The organism is Pseudarthrobacter sp. Y6 (assembly GCF_050156205.1).
Classification (GTDB): Bacteria; Actinomycetota; Actinomycetes; order Actinomycetales; family Micrococcaceae; genus Arthrobacter.
Genome location: NZ_CP189574.1, coordinates 2230237 through 2253717, shown reverse-complemented (window position 1 = coordinate 2253717; position 23481 = coordinate 2230237). Strand labels below are relative to the sequence as shown.

At 61.0% G+C, this 23481-nt stretch carries 24 protein-coding genes and 2 pseudogenes; 17 read left to right on the top strand and 9 right to left on the bottom strand.

Annotation, left to right across the window (positions count from 1 at the left end):
• The first annotated feature begins 249 nt into the window (after positions 1-249).
• The 7 genes from ACQCSW_RS10800 to ACQCSW_RS10770 all read left to right on the top strand — a co-directional run bounded on the left by ACQCSW_RS10800 (position 250) and on the right by ACQCSW_RS10770 (position 5959).
• A complete protein-coding gene (locus ACQCSW_RS10800; protein ID WP_426985774.1) occupies positions 250-1014 on the top strand; it encodes a TnsA-like heteromeric transposase endonuclease subunit in 765 nt (254 codons plus the stop codon).
• The gene (locus tag ACQCSW_RS10795; protein ID WP_426985772.1) at positions 1011-1841 is read left to right on the top strand and encodes a hypothetical protein; all 831 of its coding nucleotides are present in this window, start codon (positions 1011-1013) and stop codon (positions 1839-1841) included. Before ACQCSW_RS10800 ends, ACQCSW_RS10795 begins: the two co-directional genes overlap by 4 nt.
• Entirely contained in the window at positions 1832-2857 is a 1026-nt protein-coding gene (locus tag ACQCSW_RS10790) for a TniB family NTP-binding protein (RefSeq protein WP_426985770.1), read from the top strand. The genes ACQCSW_RS10795 and ACQCSW_RS10790 overlap by 10 nt, the downstream gene beginning before the upstream one ends.
• The gene (locus ACQCSW_RS10785) at positions 2854-3741 is read left to right on the top strand and encodes a hypothetical protein (RefSeq protein ID WP_426985768.1); all 888 of its coding nucleotides are present in this window, start codon (positions 2854-2856) and stop codon (positions 3739-3741) included. The genes ACQCSW_RS10790 and ACQCSW_RS10785 overlap by 4 nt, the downstream gene beginning before the upstream one ends.
• Positions 3742-3999: 258 nt before the next feature.
• Complete coding sequence (locus ACQCSW_RS10780) at positions 4000-4659, top strand: hypothetical protein (protein WP_426985766.1); 660 nt, start codon at positions 4000-4002, stop codon at positions 4657-4659.
• 128 nt (positions 4660-4787) lie between these two features.
• Positions 4788-5399, top strand: a complete 612-nt coding sequence (locus ACQCSW_RS10775) for an RNA polymerase sigma factor (protein WP_426985764.1) — start codon at positions 4788-4790, stop codon at positions 5397-5399.
• Positions 5396-5959 carry a hypothetical protein gene (locus ACQCSW_RS10770; RefSeq protein ID WP_426985762.1) on the top strand — a complete coding sequence of 188 codons (564 nt, stop codon included), beginning with the start codon at positions 5396-5398 and terminating at the stop codon, positions 5957-5959. The genes ACQCSW_RS10775 and ACQCSW_RS10770 overlap by 4 nt, the downstream gene beginning before the upstream one ends.
• Before the next feature lie 720 nt (positions 5960-6679).
• On the opposite strand, the gene ACQCSW_RS10765 is transcribed toward ACQCSW_RS10770, so the two are convergent.
• The 3 genes from ACQCSW_RS10765 to ACQCSW_RS10755 all read right to left on the bottom strand — a co-directional run bounded on the left by ACQCSW_RS10765 (position 6680) and on the right by ACQCSW_RS10755 (position 9052).
• The gene (locus ACQCSW_RS10765; RefSeq protein WP_426985760.1) at positions 6680-7411 is read right to left on the bottom strand and encodes a hypothetical protein; all 732 of its coding nucleotides are present in this window, start codon (positions 7409-7411) and stop codon (positions 6680-6682) included.
• Positions 7412-7544: 133 nt separating this feature from the next.
• A complete protein-coding gene (locus ACQCSW_RS10760) occupies positions 7545-8462 on the bottom strand; it encodes a peptidase M56 family protein (protein WP_426985758.1) in 918 nt (305 codons plus the stop codon).
• On the bottom strand, positions 8459-9052 hold the full coding sequence (locus tag ACQCSW_RS10755) for an RNA polymerase sigma factor (RefSeq protein ID WP_426985756.1): 594 nt from the start codon (positions 9050-9052) through the stop codon (positions 8459-8461). The genes ACQCSW_RS10760 and ACQCSW_RS10755 overlap by 4 nt, the downstream gene beginning before the upstream one ends.
• Before the next feature lie 150 nt (positions 9053-9202).
• Here ACQCSW_RS10755 and ACQCSW_RS10750 point away from each other — a divergent pair, with 150 nt between their 5' ends.
• Together ACQCSW_RS10750 and ACQCSW_RS10745 are read left to right on the top strand one after the other, a co-directional pair.
• Positions 9203-9538, top strand: coding sequence for a PadR family transcriptional regulator (locus tag ACQCSW_RS10750; RefSeq protein WP_426985754.1), 336 nt, complete (start codon positions 9203-9205; stop codon positions 9536-9538).
• Positions 9535-10077 (top strand): hypothetical protein, encoded by a 543-nt coding sequence (locus ACQCSW_RS10745; protein WP_426985752.1) that lies wholly within the window; start codon positions 9535-9537, stop codon positions 10075-10077. Before ACQCSW_RS10750 ends, ACQCSW_RS10745 begins: the two co-directional genes overlap by 4 nt.
• Before the next feature lie 228 nt (positions 10078-10305).
• Here the strand turns inward: ACQCSW_RS10745 and ACQCSW_RS10740 are convergent, their stop codons facing one another.
• Positions 10306-10611, bottom strand: a complete 306-nt coding sequence (locus ACQCSW_RS10740; protein ID WP_426990671.1) for a DUF2247 family protein — start codon at positions 10609-10611, stop codon at positions 10306-10308.
• 22 nt (positions 10612-10633) lie between these two features.
• Between ACQCSW_RS10740 and ACQCSW_RS10735 the strand changes: the two genes are divergently transcribed.
• Together ACQCSW_RS10735 and bioB are read left to right on the top strand one after the other, a co-directional pair.
• Positions 10634-10810, top strand: coding sequence for a hypothetical protein (locus ACQCSW_RS10735; RefSeq protein WP_426985750.1), 177 nt, complete (start codon positions 10634-10636; stop codon positions 10808-10810).
• A 1121-nt stretch (positions 10811-11931) separates the two neighbouring features.
• Positions 11932-12918 carry a biotin synthase BioB gene (bioB, locus tag ACQCSW_RS10730; protein ID WP_426990670.1) on the top strand — a complete coding sequence of 329 codons (987 nt, stop codon included), beginning with the start codon at positions 11932-11934 and terminating at the stop codon, positions 12916-12918.
• 758 nt (positions 12919-13676) lie between these two features.
• Here the strand turns inward: bioB and ACQCSW_RS10725 are convergent.
• The 4 genes and pseudogenes from ACQCSW_RS10725 to ACQCSW_RS10710 all read right to left on the bottom strand — a co-directional run bounded on the left by ACQCSW_RS10725 (position 13677) and on the right by ACQCSW_RS10710 (position 16935).
• Complete coding sequence (locus ACQCSW_RS10725; protein WP_426985748.1) at positions 13677-14633, bottom strand: ferritin-like domain-containing protein; 957 nt, start codon at positions 14631-14633, stop codon at positions 13677-13679.
• Positions 14634-15387: 754 nt separating this feature from the next.
• Positions 15388-16165: pseudogene (locus tag ACQCSW_RS10720) on the bottom strand (type 1 glutamine amidotransferase domain-containing protein).
• A gap of 225 nt (positions 16166-16390) precedes the next feature.
• Positions 16391-16516, bottom strand: a pseudogene (locus ACQCSW_RS10715) (VOC family protein); the annotation flags it as partial.
• A 23-nt stretch (positions 16517-16539) separates the two neighbouring features.
• Positions 16540-16935: a VOC family protein gene (locus ACQCSW_RS10710; RefSeq protein ID WP_426985746.1), complete on the bottom strand. Its 396-nt coding sequence runs from the start codon at positions 16933-16935 to the stop codon at positions 16540-16542.
• Positions 16936-17068: 133 nt separating this feature from the next.
• Here ACQCSW_RS10710 and ACQCSW_RS10705 point away from each other — a divergent pair, with 133 nt between their 5' ends.
• On the top strand, positions 17069-17464 hold the full coding sequence (locus tag ACQCSW_RS10705; protein WP_426985744.1) for a DUF3054 domain-containing protein: 396 nt from the start codon (positions 17069-17071) through the stop codon (positions 17462-17464).
• A gap of 120 nt (positions 17465-17584) precedes the next feature.
• Positions 17585-17866 (top strand): Lrp/AsnC family transcriptional regulator, encoded by a 282-nt coding sequence (locus ACQCSW_RS10700; RefSeq protein ID WP_056340053.1) that lies wholly within the window; start codon positions 17585-17587, stop codon positions 17864-17866.
• A gap of 69 nt (positions 17867-17935) precedes the next feature.
• Here the strand turns inward: ACQCSW_RS10700 and trpD are convergent, their stop codons facing one another.
• On the bottom strand, positions 17936-18994 hold the full coding sequence (gene trpD / locus ACQCSW_RS10695; RefSeq protein ID WP_426985742.1) for an anthranilate phosphoribosyltransferase: 1059 nt from the start codon (positions 18992-18994) through the stop codon (positions 17936-17938).
• 111 nt (positions 18995-19105) lie between these two features.
• On the opposite strand from trpD, the gene ACQCSW_RS10690 reads away from it, so the two are divergent.
• From ACQCSW_RS10690 to ACQCSW_RS10675, 4 genes are all read left to right on the top strand, one after another.
• Positions 19106-19780 carry a cytochrome c oxidase subunit 3 gene (locus tag ACQCSW_RS10690; RefSeq protein WP_426985740.1) on the top strand — a complete coding sequence of 225 codons (675 nt, stop codon included), beginning with the start codon at positions 19106-19108 and terminating at the stop codon, positions 19778-19780.
• A gap of 87 nt (positions 19781-19867) precedes the next feature.
• The gene (locus ACQCSW_RS10685; protein WP_426985738.1) at positions 19868-20656 is read left to right on the top strand and encodes a c-type cytochrome; all 789 of its coding nucleotides are present in this window, start codon (positions 19868-19870) and stop codon (positions 20654-20656) included.
• Between the two features lie 99 nt (positions 20657-20755).
• Positions 20756-21826 carry a Rieske 2Fe-2S domain-containing protein gene (locus ACQCSW_RS10680; protein ID WP_426985736.1) on the top strand — a complete coding sequence of 357 codons (1071 nt, stop codon included), beginning with the start codon at positions 20756-20758 and terminating at the stop codon, positions 21824-21826.
• Positions 21804-23477, top strand: a complete 1674-nt coding sequence (locus tag ACQCSW_RS10675) for a cytochrome b (RefSeq protein WP_426985734.1) — start codon at positions 21804-21806, stop codon at positions 23475-23477. Before ACQCSW_RS10680 ends, ACQCSW_RS10675 begins: the two co-directional genes overlap by 23 nt.
• The last annotated feature ends 4 nt before the right edge of the window (positions 23478-23481 follow it).

The window sequence follows — 23481 nt, the reverse complement described above, 5'->3', positions numbered from 1 at the left end:
CGTAATTACTGCATCTGATTCAGGATCGCCCCTCGCATCGTACTGTCCTGTCTCACCTAAAGTGACGCAATCTCAAGATAGATGGAGCATTAGCCCGGTTCGTCTCAAGTTAGGTGAACCATTGGCGTGACACGTCTCACCTTAGGTGACGCATCCGGCTGGCCGGTCTCAGGTTAGTTGGAGCATTGGCCCGGCGTGTCTCACTTTAGGTGAAGTATCCTGGTCGCTGGGATGGTTAGAATCTGGGCTATGGGACGCTCGACGGCGGCGTCCGACACTCTTGCCGGGCAGCACGATCCAGCAGGCACCCTGACATTCAGGGGGCAATTCAACAGCGCCCCAACAACCGCATATCTGGCGGATTGCTGGATGGTTCCGTTTGAGCTTGTCCGGCCCATCCGTTCGCCGGCAGCATTCAAGGGCCAACGCAACTTCGCCGGCCTGTGGTGGTGCGGGACGAACGGGCGCCATGTCGGGTTCGAATCCTGGTGCGAACGTGATCACCTGATGTCCCTGGACTTTGACCCGGACGTCATCGGTATCTCATCCCAGCCCTTCCGCATCGCCTTGCCTGCACCGCTCCCCCAGCATTCGCACGTCCCGGACTATTTCGTCCGCCGTGGCGACGGGTCCGCTGTTGTGCTCGACGTCCGCCCGGACACCCGGGTGAAGCCAGCAGACCAGGACGTTTTCCAGGCAACCGAGGGCCTTTGCACAGGAGTCGGCTGGAGCTATCAACGACTCGGGGCACTACCTTCCGTCTATCTGGCGAATCTGCGCTGGCTGGCCGGCTACCGGCATCCACGGTGTTCCCGGGAACCTGTGGCCACGCTTTTGACAGACATCCTCTCGAACGGCCCGGCAACGCTACGCGACCTCACGGCCGCAGCGGGTGACCCTGTCACCACCGTGCCGACCCTGTTCCATCTGCTGTGGAGACACAAAATCTGTACGGATCTGCACGACCGGCCCTTGGGCAAAGACACCCTCGTGTCGTTGCAGGTGACACCATGACGGGCGGACGCGGCCTGCTCAGGCTCGGAGGCGACGTTGAGTTCCACGGGCTCACGTATCGGCTCACCGGCCTCGACGGCGACGTCGCCATCCTCGCCGTCGGCGGCGAGTCCCCGGTGGCCATCAAACTCGGGTCCCTTTTCGCCGATGCCAGCTTCAAAATCCTGGACCCATCACCGTTACGGCGCAGGATCACCGGACCATCCATGTTGTTCGAATCGCTGCCCCAAGAGGTCCAAAACAGGGCTCGGTGGCTGGAAGGACACATCACCGAGGTCCTGGACGGCGTCCCCTGCGACGCCGAACCAAACCATGTGGCCAACCGAATCTACAACCCCCGGCTGACGTCTGCCCGGCAGCGGGACCTGGCCAAGCTGGCGGAACTGGACGAACTGGGAGAACACTTCAGTCTCAGCAAGCTCCAGCGCCTGCGGCGCGCCTACGAGCAGCAGGGCCTGCTGGGACTGGTTGATCAGCGGCTCATCCGCCGCGACACGGTGGCCGGCCAGACCGACCAGCGCGTTGTTGACGCCGTCGTGAAGGTGTTGGAACACAACACCCACCAATCCACCGGCACCATGGACCGGCTGATGCGCCAGGTCCGTGAGCAACTCGAATCCGAGCACGGCATTGTTCCGTTTCCTTCCCGGGCGACGGAACGGCCACGCCCACACCTGGATCGGCAGCAGCCGGAACAGGCGCCGGCCCCGAAGCCCGATGCAGCAGGTGAACCATCCGCGGAACAAGAAGAGGATGCGCCGAAGCTGGCCAAGATCATCCCGCTGAAGATCTATGACCCCCACAAGGAGGCCGAGACATGGTGGTGACGGCCGAACTCCCCAGCAACAGCAGGGCCCCGACCACCACCTTGCAGGGCTGGCGGAGCTTCGTCACGTCCGTCGCGCCGAGGATCGACATGCCCGATTCCGCAGCGCTAACGGCGATGGGAGCTTCCACACGTGAACACCACGACGAGCAGCGCATCAGTTACCACTCCGAGCTCGTCATCGTGGAAACCTCAACGGTCCGCTCCATCACCAACCAGGGCCGGCTGTTGATGATGCTCAACCAGCGCGAGATCAGCGCCCGCCGCGGCCTGGTCGTTTCCGGCCCCTGGGCCTCCGGGAAGACCACGGCGATCAAGCTCCTGGGCAAAACCCACGAACTCCTCATCAAGCGCAAGTACCCCAACCAAAACCGGATCCCCGTCGTCTACATCACCACCCCACCGAAGGGCTCCCCACGGAAACTGGCCAGCGAATTCGCCAACTTCCTCGGCCTGCCCCAACGCCCCAGACAGAACGTCACCGACATCGCCGACGCCGTCTGCCAAGTCCTCACGAACGCCAGAACAGACCTCGTCATCGTCGATGAGATCCACAACCTGAACCTGGCCACCAGCGCCGGCGAAGACATGTCAGACCACCTCAAATACTTCACCGAGCACATGCCCGCCACCTTCGTCTACGCGGGTATCAACGTCGAAAACTCCGGACTATTCACCGGACTGCGGGGCCGGCAAATCTCCGCCCGGTCCGTGATGATGACCACCGGCCCCTTCCCGCTCACCAAGGAATGGGACGCCCTCGTCGCCACCCTCGAAAACGGCCTGCGCCTCCATGACCACGCCCCGAACACCCTCACCGCCCAGGCCCAATACCTGCACCACCGCACCGGCGGAAGCATCAGCAGCCTCTCCCACCTCATCCGCGAAGCAGCCATCATGGCCATCCTCAACGGCACCGAGAAAATTGACCGCGACCTGCTGGATGACATCAACCTCGACCATGCCGCGGAATCCATCGCTCCCCGGCCACCGGCCACGAACCATTCCATCCAATGACGCCACACCAGCCGTCCCAGGGACTGACCCGCCCCCTGCCCATGCCGGTGCGCCCCTACGAGGACGAGACAACACGCTCGTACATCCGGCGCATCAACACCGCGAATGCACTCCACCACGGCGAGCTGATGAAGGTGTTGAAGCGGGCCCGACGGCCATGGGTCTACAGTCTCTCAGTCTGGATGGAGACCCAGCCGGATACCCTCGTGCTGGCAATGCCACAACTGGGCAAACACCGTTCGGAGCCAGCATTCCGACAAAAACTCGTCGGCAGACCAATCCGCACAACCCACAGTCCCGCCTGCCATCGCTGCACCCTAACCCGAGACGCCGGCCCCTACATAGAGATCTACACCACCCACGAACGCGTCATCTGCCCCGACCACAGTCTCTGGATCGGTGAGGGTATCGCCGGGTTCACCGACCAATTCACCGTCCACGCCTGCCCGGAAATCACCACCGCCTGGCACCACCACAAAAACCTCATCACCCGGCACGGACACTCACAGGTCCGCAGGGCCTTCCACATCGCCAGCGTCATCAACTGGAGCTGGTACGACCAATTCCAACACTTCACCGCCGCCATGGACATCTACGACACCCTGGCAGGCGAACACCCCCGGCAAGCGAACAGCAAAGCCCTACTCGCCGCGGCCCTCTACCCTTCCATCGTCACACTCACCGCAGTCATCGCTCACCCTATTGGTTGGCGTACGCCCGCTCGTCCCGTCCCGACGTTTTCCTCGAACGGGTCAGCCACGAAATCACCGACGGATGGCAACCACAGGGAGCCTTCGACCCCCTGCGACACTGGATGGAAACCAACTGGCCACCCGGATTCCGCGGATCCGACACGATTCTCCCGCGCAAACCCCAACGATTGACGCCCATCACGAAATGAGCCTGAACCGGCTCCAAATCCTGTCCCATATATGGCCCGGGCATTTTCTCGGGCCGGTCCTATTGCCCACGGCCAGCCGCGGAAACACGGCGATCGAAATCTGAAACCATTGAGTGGCGCTTGCGCCGCTGAACGACCCTCTTTCGGGATGCCACCCGGACCAGGGTGAACGGGACGAACTGGGCCCCACCGCTTAAGTTGCGGGACCAAAATGTAGTGTGACGTCAAAGAAAGGCTCTATATGTTTTCTCTGCGCCATGAATCGGATCGGCAGCTCGCCGCACGAATTGCTGCGTCACTCGATCGCGTTGGTCATCGAGTCTCTTCGCTCGTACCGCCGGGCTACCAGCGGTACGTACGCATACTCAATCCCGTCGAGATTGAAATCGGCTCCGTGGTCAGGTGGTCGGACATCGTAGAAAATGGCGGCCGGGAAACGAGTCCGTGGATGCAATGGGACGAATTGGCGGCCCACTCCGACGCCGTGCCTGGTAACAACGCGCAACCCGAGATGGGTAACCCGCACCCCACTGTTGCCGAAGCGTTGATACGCGTGCTTGACGTTGACTCGAGGCGCTACAACTTCGCAAGCTGGGAAGGTTACTCCGGGGAAGACGGTGAATCGGCGATCGAGTTCTCCCCAATGGGCCGAGAAATGGTTTTGTATTCGGGAAGGATGATCGATGAAGAGGGCACTTCCGTCATTCCGATTACCGCCAGTGGGCGTGTTCCCATGTACTGGTGGCCGGATGATTTGCACTGGTGCATCGGCCAAGATATTTATGCTCGAAGCCTCATTATCGGTTGTGATCTCGCCACTGCCGGCAAGATTCTCGCGGATCCAGACCTGGACGCCTACCTCATCCGCGAAACAGATGCCGTGCCGCCCGAAGATTTTTGAAGACAAGAAAATTCGACCCAGTGGGGGTTCCTGAATGGACCCCTCACGAGACGGTCTGAGACCTCTATAGGAAGTTCTCTTATTCCCCATGGATGGAACCGGAACGGGGTTGCCGGACACTTATGGGTATGGGGAACCAAGGGAAGGCACATACGGACAGCGAACTGTGGTTGCGCGTCCTGGAAGGTGACGGTTCCGCGTTCGCTTCACTCTTCGTTCTCCACCGGGACAGGGTCTTCGGCCACAGCCTGCGCCTGGTCAGAACGCCCCATGAGGCTGAAGACGTTACTGCCATGGTGTTCCTCGAAGCCTGGCGCTGCAGATCAAAGGTCCGCCTCGTCAACGATTCGCTAATCGGCTGGCTGCTGGTCACCACCACCAACGTTGCCAGGAACCGCATAAGGTCCACTTTTCGGTATGAGCAGCTCATCCGGAAACTGCCGCAGCCAGAGATGGCACCGGATCACGGGGACTATGTAGCCGACGCTGTTGACCAGGACCGGCGGTCCCAACTCCTGCACCGGGCCTACCGCTCACTTGGCCGAAAAGACCAGGAGATTATCGCCCTCTGCGTTCTGGAGGAGATGAGTACCGCCGACGTGAGCCAGTTGCTGAACATCCCGCCGGGCACCGTGAAGTCCCGGCTCTCGCGCGCCAAACACAAGCTGTCGCAGCTGCTCAATCCACAAGCTGGCCTGTTGCCGGCAACTCCACTGACCTCTGAAGAGGGCACACCATGAATGACACCACCCGTCCACAGCACTTCAATGAGGAACGCAGCAAAGCCATCGAACAGCTCCTCGCCAACGTTGCCCGGGACGGAACCCCGGAAAACCGTCGCTTCCAAGACACCAAGGGTAAGAAGATTCTGCTGTCGGGCGTCGCGGTCGCCTTGGCAGTATCCGGAGCTGCCGTAGTGCTGCAAATGCCAGTCACGGATAAGAGTTCAATTGCTTGCTTCGCACGTGCCGAGCTCAACGGCAACGAGTTTCCCGGGACCACAGCTGTCTTGGGGGAAGGCACCAGGGTCGGTGAACCATCAACTCAACGCAACCCGATTCCTATCGAGGACGCGTTGGCTCTCTGTCGAGACCTGTGGGCTCAGCACGCGTTGGATCCCAAGAGCCCGAACGGCATGGCGCATCCCAGCCTCTATGACCGGAGCTTCTCCTACCCGATCCCGAATCCACTGACGGTATGTGTTCTGAGCGACGGCCGCGCAGCGGTAATCCCCGGTGATGAAGCCGTCTGCGCCTCCCTTGGCCTTGCCTTGAAAGCCGACGAGCCGCCCAAACGCTAATCGTCAGCAGCTTTGCTTCCGCGACTATCTGGGATGGCGGCATTTCGTACGGTCAAGGTTCGGCCCAGGACCAGGCAGCCCAGTGACGGTTTGATCCAAGTCTGTAATCGGTCAGCGGTTGGGGTGGCCCAGTGAAGGCGAAGCAATCGCTTTACCCACTGCCGAGCATTCCTACGACCTCGGCCGGCGGCATAGGCGTGGGTCGGCCCTCGGGGACGGCCACCCAAACGATGCCGTGCTGATCTTGCCGACTCCTGGCAGTACCAATCGGCTCGGCGAGGTTCACAGCCACGTCACGGGCGAAGCCCTCAATGGTGCCGTCTGCTGAGTCTGCGTGAAACTCTAACCTGCAACCGAGGGTCATCATGGGGTCGATAGTTCGGCGGTATACGACGCCTGCGGCATCCGATCCGTCCTGCCATACGCCGAGTATTTGCACGTCCTCAGCCCAGTAGAGGTTGACTGCGTGGATGATGTATCGAGCTAGGTCCCCACCGGGATCGTTAGGATCAGCTCGGTGGTTAGGCATGGGTTGAGCCTACGTGCCAGGACGAATCTGGTGAAAGCCCTCCGAGTCAGCCAGAAGGCTATTCAATGTCGCGATAAGGGTTCCTCTATGACATACCGCAGTGGGACGGCTGACGCCCATGCCGGCCGTGCAAAGAGCAGCGGAAAGAGGCTGTCTTAGTTGCAGGTAGCCGCCGTCATGAAAGACCGAGGCTAAGGTAGCTTTACAAGACTGCCGAGACTCTCCCACTCTTTGGTCTCATTGTTTAGAACGCTCGTCTCAGCGCCGGAGCCTTTCGCCTCTCTGAGCCCGAACTGAAACCCGTCCATGAAATATTCGTGGAGTTTTCCGTCTTTGGAGGACTGCGGCGAGAGGAAGACGACGTATTCTTTGCCGACCTCGATGTCGACATCGTCGAGGACCTTCTTTTGGATGTACTTCTTCGCAGTCGGCCTCTGGCCGTTATTCAGATGGAGCCTCTTATCTCTCTGCTGCTGATTGAGGCTGTTCCAGTACTCATCGAAGGTGACGGTTCCACCGAGCCGTGAATAGTTCAGCTGGTCACCAGGCTTTATGTCACCCTTGTAGACTTCGCGGACCGTCATCTTCCCGATGGTCTGCGGGAATACGTATTGATCAGAGATTGGGCTGAAAGCCCGTCCGCCGTCGATGGAGTCGATGTGCACGCGGGCTACGACGGGAGCCCTGTTGTATCCGTAGTACGGGTCCTTCGCGTCCCAAATAAACTCAACCTCGGTTACGGCGTGCTGAATTTCGTCACTTGGGATAGTGGCGTAGGAATCATTGGAACTGGCTGTTTCAGCCTGTTTCACCTGCTGATTTGACGCATGATCGGCGAGCTTGGGTGCGTCGGATGCGCAAGAAGACACCCCGGCAACTAGCAGCACGGCCGCAACCATGAAAGACACTCTCAGCTTGTTCATTTCTGTTGACCTCCTTTGAGATAGATAAGTGGCTGGGCATCCACCAAAGGCGGGATCCCAGGCGCCCGTGGAATCGACTAGCCTCGGGACAGACTCTCTATCGCGTAACTCTGGCACCTTGACGATGGCCAGGTCAGTTGGGAGGGACGGGGATGGCGGGGTATCCGGTTTCTATTGGCGACAAGCCGGGGCAAGGGTATGTCTCACCAGGACCCAGTGTCGGCAGAACTCCCACGCACTCCACTGCCGGTTCTCCGCCGACCCCGGAGTTCCCGGCCGCATAGCTGATAACGAATTCACCTACGACTGTTTTGCCGGTCACATCGTAAACGGGAATGGCAAAGTCCTTGCCGAGCCGCGCTTCCTGCCATGCGAGGGCTTCTGCGGGGCTTTTGAAGGTCTTTATCGCTGCAGTTCCGTCGGCGTCCTCAAGCTGGGTCCGGTAGACGTAGCCACGGATTCCGTTGGTCGCAACGACGGAAATCATGTCGGGTACCCCGTTTTCGTTTTGCATGCCATAGGAGTTGCCGTCGGGGTTCAAAGCCCAATCCGTTGTTTCCTGGTTCACGTACTTAGCCGTAAGCTGCCAGCGCGTTTCCGCGTCGGTTGTGATCGTCACGGTATCTTCCCCCGGGACCCACGGGCTGATGCCCCAGGTGGTATGCGGGCCTGAGGCGAGATCGGCACTGGTGCAGGAGGTACCTGCCCCGCGTTCGCCAATCTTGAGAAATCCAGGGGTCAGGCAGGTGAGTTCGATCTCAATACCTGTAGTGCCCTCGGGCGGCTCACCGAGCTCGATCGTTGCTGTTCCCTCATATGTTCCGGCAACGGGCGAGGACAACGGCGTGACCTGCTGGCCGCCGGGGGTTACGAATAATCCGGCAGCGGCCGCACCAACGCCACCCAAGATTCCGGCACCCGCCAGGGCACCAGCCCCGAGCCACAACCGGACGCGCTTGCGTTTACGGGCAGGTGACGCCTTTTGCACTCGCGTTACCAGCTCGGCTCGCAGGGCATTGCTGAACTGATCATCGACTCGGACCTGATTCATGACCGCTCTCCTTCCAGTACCCGGGACGGGGCCGTTACGGTGTCCCCACGTATCGCAGCTTTCATACGCTGCCGCGCACGATGCATCCTGGTCTTGGCAGCGCCAGGCGTGAGGTTGAGGACCGCTGCAGCGGCAGCAAGGCTGTACTCCTCAAACACCACCAAGCTCACCAGTTGCAGGTCAGTCGCATTCAGGATGCCAAGGGCCCGGGACACATCCTTGTCCAGGGCATCCTGGGAGAAAGGCGATGCCTCATCCTCGTCGGCTGCATGCCCTGCGCGAGGGAGATTTTTGAGGAGGTTGCGGTAGCGGGACGCTGCCCGTCCGCGGTTGCGGGCCACATTGGTCGTGGTCACGAGTAGCCAGGGAAGAACCGAGTTCTCCACCAGCCGCACCGTCAGCCGTTTCCGCCAGAGCTCAAGGAACGCTGTCGCCATGATGTCCTCGGCATCATGGCGGTCAGCGCACAACCGGTACGCATGGCGGAAAACGCGGTCACGATGCCGATCGAACAACACCGCGAAAGCGTCACCCTCGCCCTGGAGGCTGCGCAACCACAAGTCACCATCGCCAGATTCAACGTTCCCCATGCCCTGTATTGTCCGGGAACATCAAAAAGGTTACATAAGTTCAGAAAAACTTCGAGAACTTATTCAGGCACCGTCCCGTTCAGCGTTTCCCAAAGGGGCGAAAGAGATGATTGCACTTGACATCTAAATCTATATAGCTAGATTTACTTCATGGAGAACCTCGGACGCGTTACGCCGGCCACAGCGCTGGTCCTTGAAGCCCTGCTGGCGGCCGAAAGCGTATGGGGACTCCAGATCGTTAAAGACGTCGGCAAGAAGCCTGGGACTGTCTATCCGATTCTCGATCGGCTTGAGGCGGCAGGCTGGGTCCAGGGGGAATGGGATTCTACGGAGGAGCGCAGGGGACCCCGCAGGCGCTACTACCGCTTGGTGGCGGAGGCCCGTCCGTTGGCGAACGAGTACGTCAAGGTGCAACTGGCAAAGGTTTCGCCCCCTGCGTCGCGGCCGTCGCCGGCCATGAGCGATGGCCAGTGGTGCGGGGCGTGAGATCAATTGAAATCCTCCTGGCCATATGCGTGGCGCTGACGCCTCGGCACCTCCGGGCCGTTCGAGAGGAGCAGTGGAGAGCTGATCTGCGGGACAGCCCGGGGATGGGCATCTCGCCGTCATCTCTGATCTTTGGGGCAGTCTGTTCATCCGTGATCGCAAGGTATTACGAGTCGCTATACCGGGGCAGCATGCTGCTGTCGCGTCGCACAAAGGGGGAGAATATGAAGCTGGTACTAGGCATGATGGGCGCAGCCGTGGTCCTTGTGGGGGGTGCGTTCGCGGGTATTCAAGCGAAGACGGAGCAGGCGGGGGCGCCTTTGAGTAGGGCGGACACAAGTCATCCCGAATGCTACGACGCGGCAAAAATGAACGACCCCAACGACTACTGCTATCAGACCATCGGTCCTTGGAACAGCAGGCTGCTCAGCGACGATGAGGTCCGTTCGGCTGTGAGCCTGGAACAGATGATAAGCAACGGCATGCCAACGGACCACATTCTCCGCTACTTCCCTGCGTACCAGCCAAACTCCAAGTAAGGTCTACAAACAGAGCTTCTCAGCGGTCGAACGCGTTGGGGCCCAACGTTATTTCGTTGCCCCACGCGTTTTGCCTGCGTCGGCACCTTCCAATTGGTGAGTGTCCCGCTGGAGGTTCCGCAAACGGGGCCCGTCATGGTGGCAGCCTGACCCGTTCTAATCCCAAAGGAATCGGGACAACGCCTGGGTGCAGATTCTTCTGGTTGGTCCTACGTGGTTCGGTGCGGATCATTTTGGTTTCGTAAGTGCGCGGTGCTCGTCATAGAGGAAGCGCGCCCATCGCCGCATTAGTCCCCCCTCGCCGACTTCGTCACCCGGCGCAGAAGAGGGCATATATCGGAGGAGTCGAGAAATCGCCGGTGGGTGATCGAAGTCTGCGTAGATCTGTTCGACAACCCTTAGGGGATCGTTTAGTTGCCCGCGCTGGAGGTAGGCCGCCTTGAGTTGCAGGTAGAGCCATTTCCGCGAGGACTCGCGTGGATCGTCCGGGATTCTCAAGGTCACTGAAAATCTCGGGGAGCCGTTCGACTTCATCGCGTAGTAGCGTCGCAAGATCGTGAAGCAGGATGTCGGAAGTCCCTCGACGGACCTCGCCGACCGCAATGTCGATGACGGCCCGCTCTTTGATGAAGAAGCGTTCCAATCCATATCGCAGGTCCCCCGCTACAAAGGGGATTTGTTCAGCGAGTACGAACTCCGGATCGAGTTCAAAGATGACGGTCATGGCACTTGATTCTCGAAGCCAGGGATGCAATCGCCCGGGACGAAGCGTGATAAGTGATCACTGGAGTGCCTCCCCATTGCCGTCAATAATCCATTTCAATATGGCGAGCTTATCGTTTAGCACCTCACCCTTGAGCTACCAAATCATCTCCAGCAAGCTCTCCAGGGTGTCCCATAGACCGTTCCCCTTACGGGACACTTTGCGGCGACGGGCACGCGGGCGCAGACAATGTCGAAGGTCGCCAACTGTGGCTTGGAGCATAACCCAGGCAGGATTCTGCGATTTGGGTCAACTGTAGTGAGACAAGGGCAGTCATTCTGTCTCACTACAGTTGACCCAACCGCGTAAATTCAGGCCCTGATGGTTCAAGTTAATTGAGACAGGACACGTACTGTCGCTTCGCTGCGGTGCCGAAAGCGCACCGCCCTTCATTCCGCCAGCACTTCAGTGCGCATGCTGGCACCAGTAGGATGCGGTCATGGGAGAAAAGGTTCGGTCAGCTAAGCAGCAGCCGTCTTGCTGCTTGCGTTATCCTCGTGTGCGACTGGACCACCAGCGGCCGTTACAGCGACAGGCCGGAGCGCCACGCCGTGCCATGGCCCGTTTGTCGCAGATGTCGACACAAGTGTCCCCGGCGAGGCCACGCCTGAGGCAGCTGCCGTGGCATGGTCCAAGTCCAATTCGACATTCAAGCCTTCCGGCTCTCCCCGCGATGGATGGAAATCCACCGACGAGCGGACCCTCCGGAGTGGTGACTGGGTCGTCGGTGTAAGCCGCACTATTTCCGGAGGCTGGATTGTTTCCGGGTCAGGGTGCGGAGCCGCCCAGGACTAGCGCTTCTCCGTCCTTATCGAGGACATTAGCCCCTCAGGCATGAAGGCATGCGTGTCCATTCTGTCGCAGGGAGCCCCTGGACGAGGAGCGATGGGCGGACACCTACGGTCGCGGTATGGTTTCAGACCGAATATGCACATTCTTGATAAGTAGGCGTGCCGGTAGTTTGTATTTGGACCCTTCCCCCATGGACAAACACAACCCCGGGCGGCCATCCAACGCATGGATGAACTTGTTGTCCACCCCCCACAAAACCCCGCCTCAAACCGGTCACTAGCGTCAGGACGGACTACGCAATCCTCGACGCCGCCCGGGAACAGGTGCTCGATCACGGACGCGGACTCCGGGAAAATCAACTCCTGGAGATATTGCAGCTCCCGGACGAGGCGGTACCCGCAGCGCTGCAGCTCGCCCACGAAGTGCGCCTCAGGCACTGCGGCGCGGATGTCGAGGTGGAAGGCATCATCTCCATCAAAACCGGCGGCTGCCCCGAGGACCGCCATTTCTGTAGCCAATCCGGCCTGTTCGACTCCCCTGTCCGCGGCATCTGGCTCGACATCCCGGAGCTGGTCAAAGCCGCGAAGGAAACAGCAGCAACCGGAGCTACCGAGTTCTGCATCGTCGCCGCCGTCCGCGGCCCCGACATCAAACTCATGAACCAGATCAAGTTCGCGATTGACCGCATCAACGAAGAAGTGGACATCAACATCGCCTGCTCCCTGGGCATGCTCACCCAGGGCCAGGTGGACCAGCTCGCCGGCTGGGGCGTCCACCGTTACAACCACAACCTTGAAACGGCCCGCAGCTTCTTCCCCGAGGTGGTCACAACGCACAGCTATGACGAACGGCTCGAGACCTGCCACATGGTCAAGGCCGCCGGCATGGAACTGTGCTGCGGCGCCCTGATCGGCATGGGCGAATCGTTGGAGCAGAGGGCAGAGCTGGCCGCCCAGCTTGCAGCGCTCGAACCGCATGAGGTCCCGCTCAACTTCCTGAATCCCAGGCCGGGGACGCCCCTCCAAGACCAGGGCGTCATGGACGGGAAGGACGCCTTGCGCGCCATTGCGGCATTCCGGCTGGCCATGCCCCGGACCGTGCTGCGCTACGCCGGCGGCCGCGAACTGACCCTCGGCGACCTCGGCACCAGGGAAGGCCTCCAGGGTGGCATCAACGCCGTCATCGTTGGAAACTACCTGACGGCACTCGGCCGACCCGCCGACACGGATCTGAACCTGCTGGTCGAGCTGAACATGCCCATCAAGGAATTCCAGAAGACACTATGAACCGGGTTTCGGCAGGCCCAACCGCCGCGCCTTCGTTCACCAACCGCTCCCCCGGCTCAACGACCGATCCGGCGCAGTTTTGCGGGCATTGCGGCGGGGCGGACGACGGCGGCCTCCCGCCGTCGGACGTTCACCAGCGGTGCGTCGAGCGGTTGTCGCTGGAACCGCCGCGCTATTGCACCTCCTGCCGCAGGCGGATGAAGGTACAGGTCACGCCCACGGGCTGGAGCGCAGAATGCTCCCGCCACGGCGTGCTCAGGCGCTGACATCGGGTCATTCCCTATACCGATCCATTTGACGCTTACCCTCGACATTCTGCGAGTTTCCTTGCCGCGCTCGCAGCCGCATACAGCTGACACGAATCGAGAAGGCGTCAGCTCAGGCTCCGCAAACGGAATGACAAAACCGCCCTTTCAAGCTGCGATTTAACCGCCAAATCAAGTTAACAGTCACACTCGGCCCAAGGAATACAAGGGCTCGCCATTTAACGGTTGCCGCGTACGCACCATCGCGACGGGCATCTCACTTCGCGATACACCAAATCCGCGAAGGGCAGCGCTTCTTGGCTACCAACCGGCCCGGTCGCCACGGCCCACCGCTGATTTCTCCGGAAAATATTCGCGCTAACGTCGGATATTTCGCTTTTTCACAAGCAACCCCCTCGTTGAGGATTCAGTGCTTGACTGCCCGGGTTTGGATTGGTCCGGGACAGTTAGGCACTGCCTACAACCCTGAGGAGGCGTTGAGGAACTAGCCTCTCAGTCCACGTCGTTGTCGCCGCTGGTGTTGATGGTGCCGTTAACGCCGGCCGGGAAGAACCCGCCGGAGGTGACCTGCTCGGAATCCAGGTAGACGATGTTCAGGACCTGCGCGGCTGTGCGGCTGAAGGCCAGCCCGTTGGCATCTGTGGGAACGAGGTTGGCCACAGCGGCGGTGCCGATGCCCTGATCCAGATCCGTCGTTCCGGCCAGGCTGTCACGGGCGTCCGAAATCTTCTGCACAGTGGTGTAAATCGACGGCGTCTGGACCCCCAAAGCGTAAAGGGTCGTGCGGATAATACCGGCGTGGTAGGCCTCCACGGCCAGAAGCCCCGCGGCTGCTTCCAGATAGGTCTTGTTGCTGATCAGCGGCGCCGCGCCCTTGTACGCTGTGACGCCGACGTCTTCGAAGATAAACGCGCCGAAGAGGAAGTTGACCTCGTTGGCGTAGACATCGAACTTGTCGTGTGGACCGATCAGCCCGGCGGCGCGGGCCGCTGCGGTGAAGCTGTCGTCAAGACTGATCCGCGGCCTGGACACCGCAGCGCTTCCCAGGGCACTGCGCAGGAAGGCGACATGGGTTTTTTCGTCACCGGCGATCTCCTCGGCATACTTCCTGATCAGGGGCGTCTTAAAGGACACTGCCCGGCCGCCGATCACCGGGCCCCGCTTGCCTGTTCCGGTGGTCATGTTATCCGGCAGACCGATGCCGGTGACGGCGCGGATATAGAACTCGGCCTCGAGGTATTCGAGGTTCAGGGCAAAGTTCAGGATCGCCGCGTCACTGGGCGCCCCGCTCTCCTCCGCAGCTGCAGGTGACGCTGCCGCGCCTGCAGCGACAAACGCCGCACCGGCCGTGAGCCCGCTCAGCCCGGCCGCGCGGAAAAAGCGACGACGGTCCACCGCGTTCTCAGCACTCCGGGACATAGCGTCAAAAATGAAGCGTTGTTCAAACATGGACATTCTCCTGCCATTCATAACGAAATGGCGGGGGCAGGACTTACTCCTTTAGCGCACCCAGCGCTGCGACCACCCTCGTCGCCACAGCCAAACCGGCCATGATAACCGCCACAGTACTCCGGCGAACAAGGACTAGGAAAGAGCAGGACCCTAACTCCCGACAGGACGCGGATCAGCAATGGGAGGATGCCGACAAATGCGGAACCAAGGCGAGGCGGTGAAAGAAAAGCGGAAGTAGCACCGACGTAGAATATGCGGCATGCGGCATGGCCGGGTCGGGCTGATCAGTCTGCGTCTTCGCGGGGAGGATCAGGGCATCCAGGAGTGTCTTGTATCCGGTTCTGCGGGCGAAACATCCTGCGGCCCACGCAGTCGTCCTGCAGGAACCAGATGAGGGAACCGTCCAGCGAAATGGCGTCGACGGTGCCGGAGATCCGGGATTCTCCCTCGCCTGGGCTTAACAGCACGACGTTATCGCCAGGGATGAGTTCACGCCAGACGGACACGATTGAACGCCGGTATCCGTGAGGGCGCCGTCCAGGCGAACCCGGCACCGGAGGGAGGAACCGGTGCGACCGATAGGAGCCGGTGCGTGCTGGCGCGCCGCCTCGGTGAATATGACAGTTTGCCCCGTTCCGGCAAGGCCGGCCAGGTCGGCGATGCGTTGGACAGTGTGGTTGCCGGCGCACGTACGCCGACTGGCGGCCACCCCGTTGTCGGGGTGGCCGCCAGTTTCAGTGCGCTGTTGGTGTTAGTGCTCCGCTTCTGCGGCAGCCTTCTTCTTGGCGTTTTTCTCGGCGTCCTTCTCGGCGCGCAGAGCCTCCGTCTCGTGCTGCTCCTCGGCTTTTTCCTGGTGGATGACCTCTGCGAAGAGCTTCTCCATCTCCTTGGCCACGCCGGCGGCTGAAGCCGGGTTCTGGCCGGTCACCAGCCGGTCGTCAACCACGACCTTCACCTCAAAGACATCAGCGGAGACGTGGGTCGCGCCCTGTTCCTCAAGTCGGTCTGCCAAAAAGAACGGGATGACCTTGTCCTTCCCTGCGGCAACCTCCTCGTCGTTGCTGAAGGCGGCCACCTTCCGGCCCTCGACGAGGCGAAGCCCGTTGGCCAGTTCTACGTTCAGCAGGCCGGCCGGTCCGTGGCAGACCGCGCCCACCAAGCCGCCGGCGTTGTAGACGCTGGCCACCAGATGCTGCAAGCCTTCGCTGTCCGGGAAGTCCCACATGGCGCCGTGGCCGCCCACGAGGAAGACTCCGTCGTACTGGTCGGGATCAACGACGTCGACGCGGGCAGTGTTGTAGAGACCGGCGCGCGTGGTCTCGTCCTCCGTGAAGGCAACCTGGATGGGATCTTCTGAGTCCACCCCGTCGCGCGGGGGCTGGCCGCCCTGGATGGACGCAAAGTCGACGAAATGCCCGGAATCCTTGAAGACCTTCGGGATGTGCAGCTTCGGCCACGTTGTAGCCGGTCTTCTCACCCGTATCGCCGATCTCGGAAACGCTGGTCAGTACCATGAGGATTTTCTTCATGAAGTGCTCCTATCGTCTAAATCCCACCCTACGCCCAGCCCAAATTCAGGTCCTCCCTCCCCGTCTTAGACGGTGGTCGACGTCTGCGCCTCGAATCGCCCGTACGAGGCCTCCTCGGCCGCAGTCAGATATTTATGTTTAGCCATACAGGCTCAACGAACCGAGGCACCCATCGTTACCACGCGGGATCGGCATAGCGTGACTTTCCCGAGCATTGGTCCTCAAGCCCCGACCACCCTCGCCGAACCGCGAGACGTCCAGAATCCTGGAATCGCCGAAGACTGACACATAGAACTCGGCGGCCTCCTCGGCCTGGTTCTCAAACCACAGGCAAGTGGAAATCTTTTGCATGGGTGCTCCCTTCCGGCTAGAGACTAGTCCGGGGCCGCATCCGGCACAACGGCCGGAGGATGCCGGCTGACCAGCCCCACCGTATTGCCTTCCGAGTCACGGATGAAGGCCATCCACTCATCGGTTCCTGCCGGACCCAGGGTGGCGTCGCCATGGTGAAAGATCACATGCGGCAGCGCCACCACTTCCACTCCTTTGACCTGCAGGACGCTGATGCTGCTCCGGACGTCCTCGACCTCCAAATAGAGGACCGACGACGGCGCCCCGCGCTCCAGCAGGAGCCGGACGCCGTCGAGATCGAAAAACAGCAGCCCTGGCGGGTCGTAGACTGCCGATGGCTGTGCTCCGAGCAGTTGTGAATAGAACTCTGCGGCCCGCCGGAGGTCATGTGCCTGCTGGGCCACCTGGATCAGGCGCACTGTGCCTCCCGCTTGATGAGCGCCGCTGTTGTCCACCCATCTTCCATAATCCCCCCTAGCCGGGCAAGCAACACGACCAGCCCCACAGTGTTCCGTTCGGCGTCGCCGATGCCACGGCGCTAGGCTCGAAGCCATGACCTGGACCCAGCAGCAATCCGTAACCGGCGGCAGGCGCGCGATCACCGCCGCGGCACTGTCCGACGCCGTCCTCATCCTCGTTTTCGCGGCGATCGGCAGGGACGCCCACCAGCGCGGCGACATCGTCACCGGCGTGTTCCTCACCGCGTGGCCGTTCCTGGCTGGGGCCGCTATCGCCTGGGTTGTGGGGCGGGCGTGGCGGCGTCCGCTGTCCATGGCAACCGGCGCCGTAATCTGGCTTGGCGCCGTCGCCGGCGGCATGATCCTGAGGGCGGTGACGGGACAGAGCGTGGTAGTGGCCTTCGTGATTGTTGCGCTCTTGAGCCTGGCGCTGTTCCTGGTGGGCTACCGGGCACTTCTTGCGCTGGTACGCAGGCTTAGAAAGACGTGAAAGCGCTGCTGGCCACGCGTCCGGGCCACGCCTAATGAACACCGCCCATGTAATAGGCTGGCAGCACCACAGAGTCTTGCCGGGCACAGCTACGGCCAACAGATCCGGAAGGATTGAACAGTGATCACCGCATTCGTTCTGATCAAGACCGACGCCGCGCGCATCCCGGAAACCGCCGAGGAAATCTCCGCTATCCCAGGCATCAGCGAGGTCTATTCCGTAACAGGCGAATGGGACCTCATCGCCGTTGCCCGCGTCGCCCGGCACGAGGACCTGGCTGACGTCATTGCCGACAAGCTGTCAAAGGTACCCGCGGTGGTTCACACCACTACACACATTGCGTTCCGTGCCTACTCGCAACACGATCTCGACGCGGCATTCGCGCTCGGCTTCGAACAGTAGGCCGCTTCCCCGGAAAAGACGCGGGCCCGGCTTTACAGCCGGGCCCGCGCCTTTTCCTCTACAGATGTGTCACGGCCGCGTCAGCGACACCCACTTATCGAGGACCGCAGCGGCGGCGCCCGTATCAATCGACTCTGCGGCCCGGGCCAGCGCCGAACGCATACGCTCCAGGAACGGGCCCTCGGACGATTCATCGAAGGCAACCAGTCCAGCGGCCGCGTTAAGCAGCACGGCATCCCGTGCTGCGCCGGACTTGCCGGCAAGGACATCACGGACGACGGCGGCGTTCGCCTGGGCGTCCCCGCCGCGGAGTTCCTCGACAGTCGCGGCACGGATGCCCAGTTCGCCGGGCTCAAAATTTAGCTCAGAGACAGAGCCGTCGCGGATTTCCCACACGGTGGAGGGGCCCGTAGTAGTCAGCTCGTCCAGACCGTCATTGCCACGGAAAACCAGGCCACGGCTTCCCCGCTTCGCCAGGACGCCTGCAACCAGCGGAGCCATCCGGGCATTCGCCACTCCCACGGCTGAGGCCTGCACCAGAGCAGGGTTGGTCAGCGGGCCCAGGAAATTGAAGGCGGTGGGGATGGCGAGTTCCCGGCGGGGCACGGCGGTGTGACGGAAAGACGGGTGGAATACCTGCGCGAAGCAGAAAGTGATTCCAGCCTCCCCCGCGTTGCGTGCCACCTGAGCCACCGGGAGGTCGAGCCTGACCCCCAGCGCTTCAAGCACGTCAGCCGATCCGGAGGACGAAGACGCTGCACGGTTGCCGTGCTTTACGACTTTCGCGCCAGCGCCCGCAGCGACGAGGGCGGACATGGTGGAAATGTTGACAGTATTGAGCTGGTCACCGCCAGTGCCAACGATGTCCAGCTTCTCGCCGGGGATATCGATCGGTGTTGCATGGCGCAGCATCGCGTCCACCAGGCCCGAGATTTCGTCGACGGTTTCACCCTTGGCGCTGAGGGCAACCAGGAATCCGGCGATCTGGGAAGGGGTGGCCTCCCCGGACATGATTCTGTCCATCGCCCAAGCGGTATTGTCCGCTGTGAGGTCAGTACCGTTGATAAGAGCCGATATGAGCCGCGGCCAGGTGTTGCTGTCCGCCGGCGCGGTTTCCTGAGAAGTCACCTTCTGATGCTATCGAGCCACCTCGGACCTGACCAATGTGAACGCCGCCGGGAACTTTTCGCAGTGATTTCGCGTCTTTGTAGAAAAAGTCCCCCGAAAAGGCGGTTCGCGTTGGGAAGTACGGACTTTTATAGACATAATGTCTATGTGACATCTGCGACCCATGCCCCCAGTACCCCGGCGCACCCCACGCTGAACCGCCCCAATATGGTTTCTGTTGGAACCGTAGTCTGGCTGGCCAGTGAGTTGATGTTCTTCGCCGGTCTCTTCGCCATGTACTTCACGCTGCGCTCCACGAGCGGACAGATGTGGGCGGAAGAGACAGCCAAGCTCAACTTCCCCTTTGCGCTAGTTAACACGATCGTCCTCGTGGCCAGTTCCTTTACTTGCCAGATGGGCGTCTTCGCCGCCGAACGGCTGCAGCCTCGCAAAACAGGCGGCCCGTTCCAGTTCTCCCGCTGGGGCATGAACGAATGGTTCACGCTGACCTTCGTTATGGGCGCGTTCTTCGTCGCCGGCCAGGCAACGGAATACGCGATGCTGGTTTCAGAGCACGTTTCGCTCTCTTCCAACGCCTACGGCTCAGCGTTCTATATGACCACCGGCTTCCACGGCCTGCACGTCATCGGCGGCCTCATAGCTTTCCTCTTCATCATCGGACGCTCGTTCGTAGCAAAAAAGTTCGGCCACTTCGAAGCAACCTCTGCGATCGTCACGTCTTACTACTGGCACTTTGTGGACGTTGTCTGGATCGGCCTCTTCCTGGTCATCTACGTACTGAAGTAGTCAAGCTTTGATTTCTTTTCTACAAGAGGCAGAATTTCAAGAAGCGGCTCACGGAGCCGGCGCACGATCGAATAAAGGAACCACCACGTGAAGGCTCTCTCGCAAAAGCGGCGTCACCCACTCGCAGTAATCGCGCTGCTACTGATGGGACTCCTCGTCACTGGTGGGCTGTACGCCGTTGCCACCACCGTCAACGAGGCCAAGGCATCCACCACCAGCTACAGCGCCAATGACACCGCCGAGGGCGAAAAGCTCTTCGCCGCCAACTGCGCCACCTGCCACGGAATGGGTGCCAGCGGAACACAGGCCGGCCCGTCCCTGGTCGGCGTCGGTGCAGCCGCTGTCGACTTCCAGGTGGGAACCGGCCGCATGCCGATGCAGATGAACGGACCGCAGGCCTACAAAAAGCCTGCCCAGTTTAACGACGCGCAGACCAACCAGCTTGCAGCCTACGTCGCTTCCCTGGGAGCTGGCCCCGCAGTACCTGAAGAAGCCCTGTTGGATGGAAAGGGCGACGCCGCCAAGGGTGGCGAGCTCTTCCGCACCAACTGTGCCATGTGCCACAATGCCGCTGCTGCCGGCGGCGCGCTAACCCGCGGCAAGTTCGCTCCAGCACTCGCTGACGTTTCTGGAAAGCACGTCTACGAAGCGATGGTTTCAGGTCCTCAGAACATGCCGGTCTTCAGTGACACGAATGTTTCCCCGGAAGGCAAGCGGGACATCATCACCTTCCTGCAGCAGATCGAAAGCAATGGTTCCCCGGGCGGTGCTGACCTCGGCGCCCTCGGTCCCGTATCAGAAGGCCTCTTCGTCTGGATTGCAGGCTTGGGTGTCATCATCGCCTTCACCATCTGGCTTACTTCCCGCACGTCCTAGGCGTAACGGGAATCTTAAGAACTTCTGCTGCCCAGTCAGCAGTTTGACATTGAAAACTAACCCGGCAGACGCCGGGACGAGAGAAGGATGAGGCGAATTATGGGCAACCATAGTGACGGCAGTCCGAACCACTCGGGCACCGTAGCTACGGCTGGTCAGAATGAGGTGGAGAAATTCCAGGATCCTGGAATTCCCCCGCACCGTTTGCGCCTGGCCGACACGGACCCGAAGGCCGCAAAGCGTGCAGAACGGCAGGTCGCCATACTTTTCGGCGCGTCAGTTGTCGGCACCCTGATCTTCCTGGTGGCGTACTTCGCCATCGACTTGGGCGATGGCACAAGCATCGCCACCATCCGGCTGCAGAACGCACTGTTGGGCGTGGGCACAGCGTTTGCGATGCTCGGCATCGGAACCGGTATTGTGCACTGGGCCAAGGCCCTGATGCCGGACCATGAAGTCTCCGAAGAACGCCATCCCATCCGCACCGAAGAAGACCGCCTGGCGGCAGTCCGGATTGTGGATGACATCGTGGAAGAGACCGGCATCAAGCGCCGCCCGCTCATCCGCAACACGCTGCTCGGTGCTGTAGCCCTGGCCCCGCTTCCCGCCATTGCGGTTTTCGGTGACCTCGGCCCCCGCCCCGACCGGGCTCTGGCCCACACCATGTGGGCTCCGCAGGAGGGCAAGCTCAAGCGCCTCACCCGCGACCCCGACGGCACGCCCATCAAGGCTTCTGACGTCACCATCGGCTCGGCTTTCCACGTAATTCCCGAGGGCCTGAACGAACTGCATGAAGGCAAGCTCAACGAGAAGGCCAAGGCAGTTGTCCTGCTGATGCGTCTGGATCCCGCCTCGCTGAACCCCTCAAAGGGCCGGGAAAACTGGAGCTACAATGGCATCGTTGCCTACTCCAAGATCTGCACCCACGTCGGTTGCCCTGTTGCTCTGTACGAGCAGCAGACGCACCACCTGCTGTGCCCGTGCCACCAGTCCACCTTCGACCTCACGAACGAGTGCAAGGTGATCTTTGGCCCGGCCAGCCGGCCCCTCCCCCAACTGCCGATTGCAGTGGATGCCGAGGGCTACCTGGTCGCAACCAGCGACTTCCTTGAACCTGTAGGACCGAGTTACTGGGAGCGTGATGAGCATGAGCGCAGCATCAAGAGCTGAAGCCCCCGCCTTTGTCGCCACGACTAAAGCCGGGCGCATCACTGATTTTGTTGACGCGCGAGTCGGTGGATCAGGAATCCTGCGTGAATTTGGACGCAAGGTCTTCCCTGACCATTGGTCGTTCATGTTTGGCGAAGTCGCACTCTACTCCTTCGTTATCCTCTTGCTCTCGGGCACCTTCCTGACGTTCTTTTTCGATCCGTCCATGGCGGAAACGCACTACGACGGGTCCTACCTGCCGTTGAAAAACGTCGAGATGTCGGTGGCCTACAGCTCTTCGCTGGATATTTCCTTCGACATCCGCGGTGGCCTGTTTATGCGCCAGGTGCACCACTGGGCTGCACTGCTTTTCGTCGCGTCGATCGGCGTCCACATGCTCCGGGTTTTCTTCACGGGCGCGTTCCGTAAACCCCGTGAAATGAACTGGGTTGTCGGCAGCGTGCTGCTGATCCTCGCCATGGCTGCCGGCTTCACCGGCTACTCGCTCCCCGACGACCTCCTCTCCGGTAACGGCCTGCGGATCATCGACGGTGTTATCAAGTCGATTCCGGTGATCGGCACGTACATTTCGTTCTTCCTGTTCGGCGGCGAGTTCCCGGGTACGGCCATCATCGGCCGTTTGTACATGCTGCACATCCTGCTGGTGCCTGCACTGATCCTGCTGATGATCGTCCTGCACCTCTTTATGGTGGTTGTCCACAAGCACACCCAGTACCCCGGTCCCGGCCGCAATGATGGCAACGTCGTAGGCTACCCTCTGGGACCTGTCTATGCGGCGAAGGCCGGTGGCTTCTTCTTCATTGTGTTCGGTGTGGTGGCGCTCATGGCAGCGTTCTTTACCATCAACCCCATCTGGAACTACGGCCCCTACGATCCTTCACCGGTGTCGGCGGGAACGCAGCCTGACTGGTACATCGGCTTCGTCGACGGCGCGTTGAGGCTCATGCCCGGTGTGATCGGAAACTTCCACTTCGAGTATGTGATCTTCGGCCAGGTCCTCACCCTGAACGTCCTGCTTCCGGCCCTGGTGCCTGCGGGTATCCTGTTCACGGTCATGTTCATGTACCCGTGGATCGAAAGCTGGGTCACCAAGGACAACCGCGAACACCACGTCCTGGACCGTCCGAGGAATGCCCCGACACGCACCGCTATTGGTGTCGCCGGCTTCGTTTGGTACTGCGTGATGTGGGCAGCTGCTGGTTCGGACCTTATCGCTACGCACTTCCACGTGTCCCTGAACGATGTGACGTACTGGCTCCGCGCACTGTTCTTTATCGGCCCTGTCATCGCATTTGTTGTCGCCAAGCGGGTAGCCCTGGCCCTTCAGCGCAAGGACCGGGAAATCGCGCTCCATGGCCGGGAGACCGGACGCATTGTCCGCCTTCCGCATGGCGAATTCATTGAAGTGCATGCGCCTCTTGACGAATACAAGCGCTACAAGCTCGTGGGATTTGAGTCCCCCGCACCGCTGCCGGCGGTCCCCAACGAACACGGCATAGTGACGGGTAAGGAAAAGCGACGCGCATTCCTGTCCAAGTGGTTCTTCGAGGACCGCGTGGCACCGGCCACGCCTGCTGAGCTGGAGGCCGCGCATGGCCACCACGCCCCCGCCGTGGAGGCGGCAAAGGAAAGCAAGAGCCTCAGCCACTGATTCA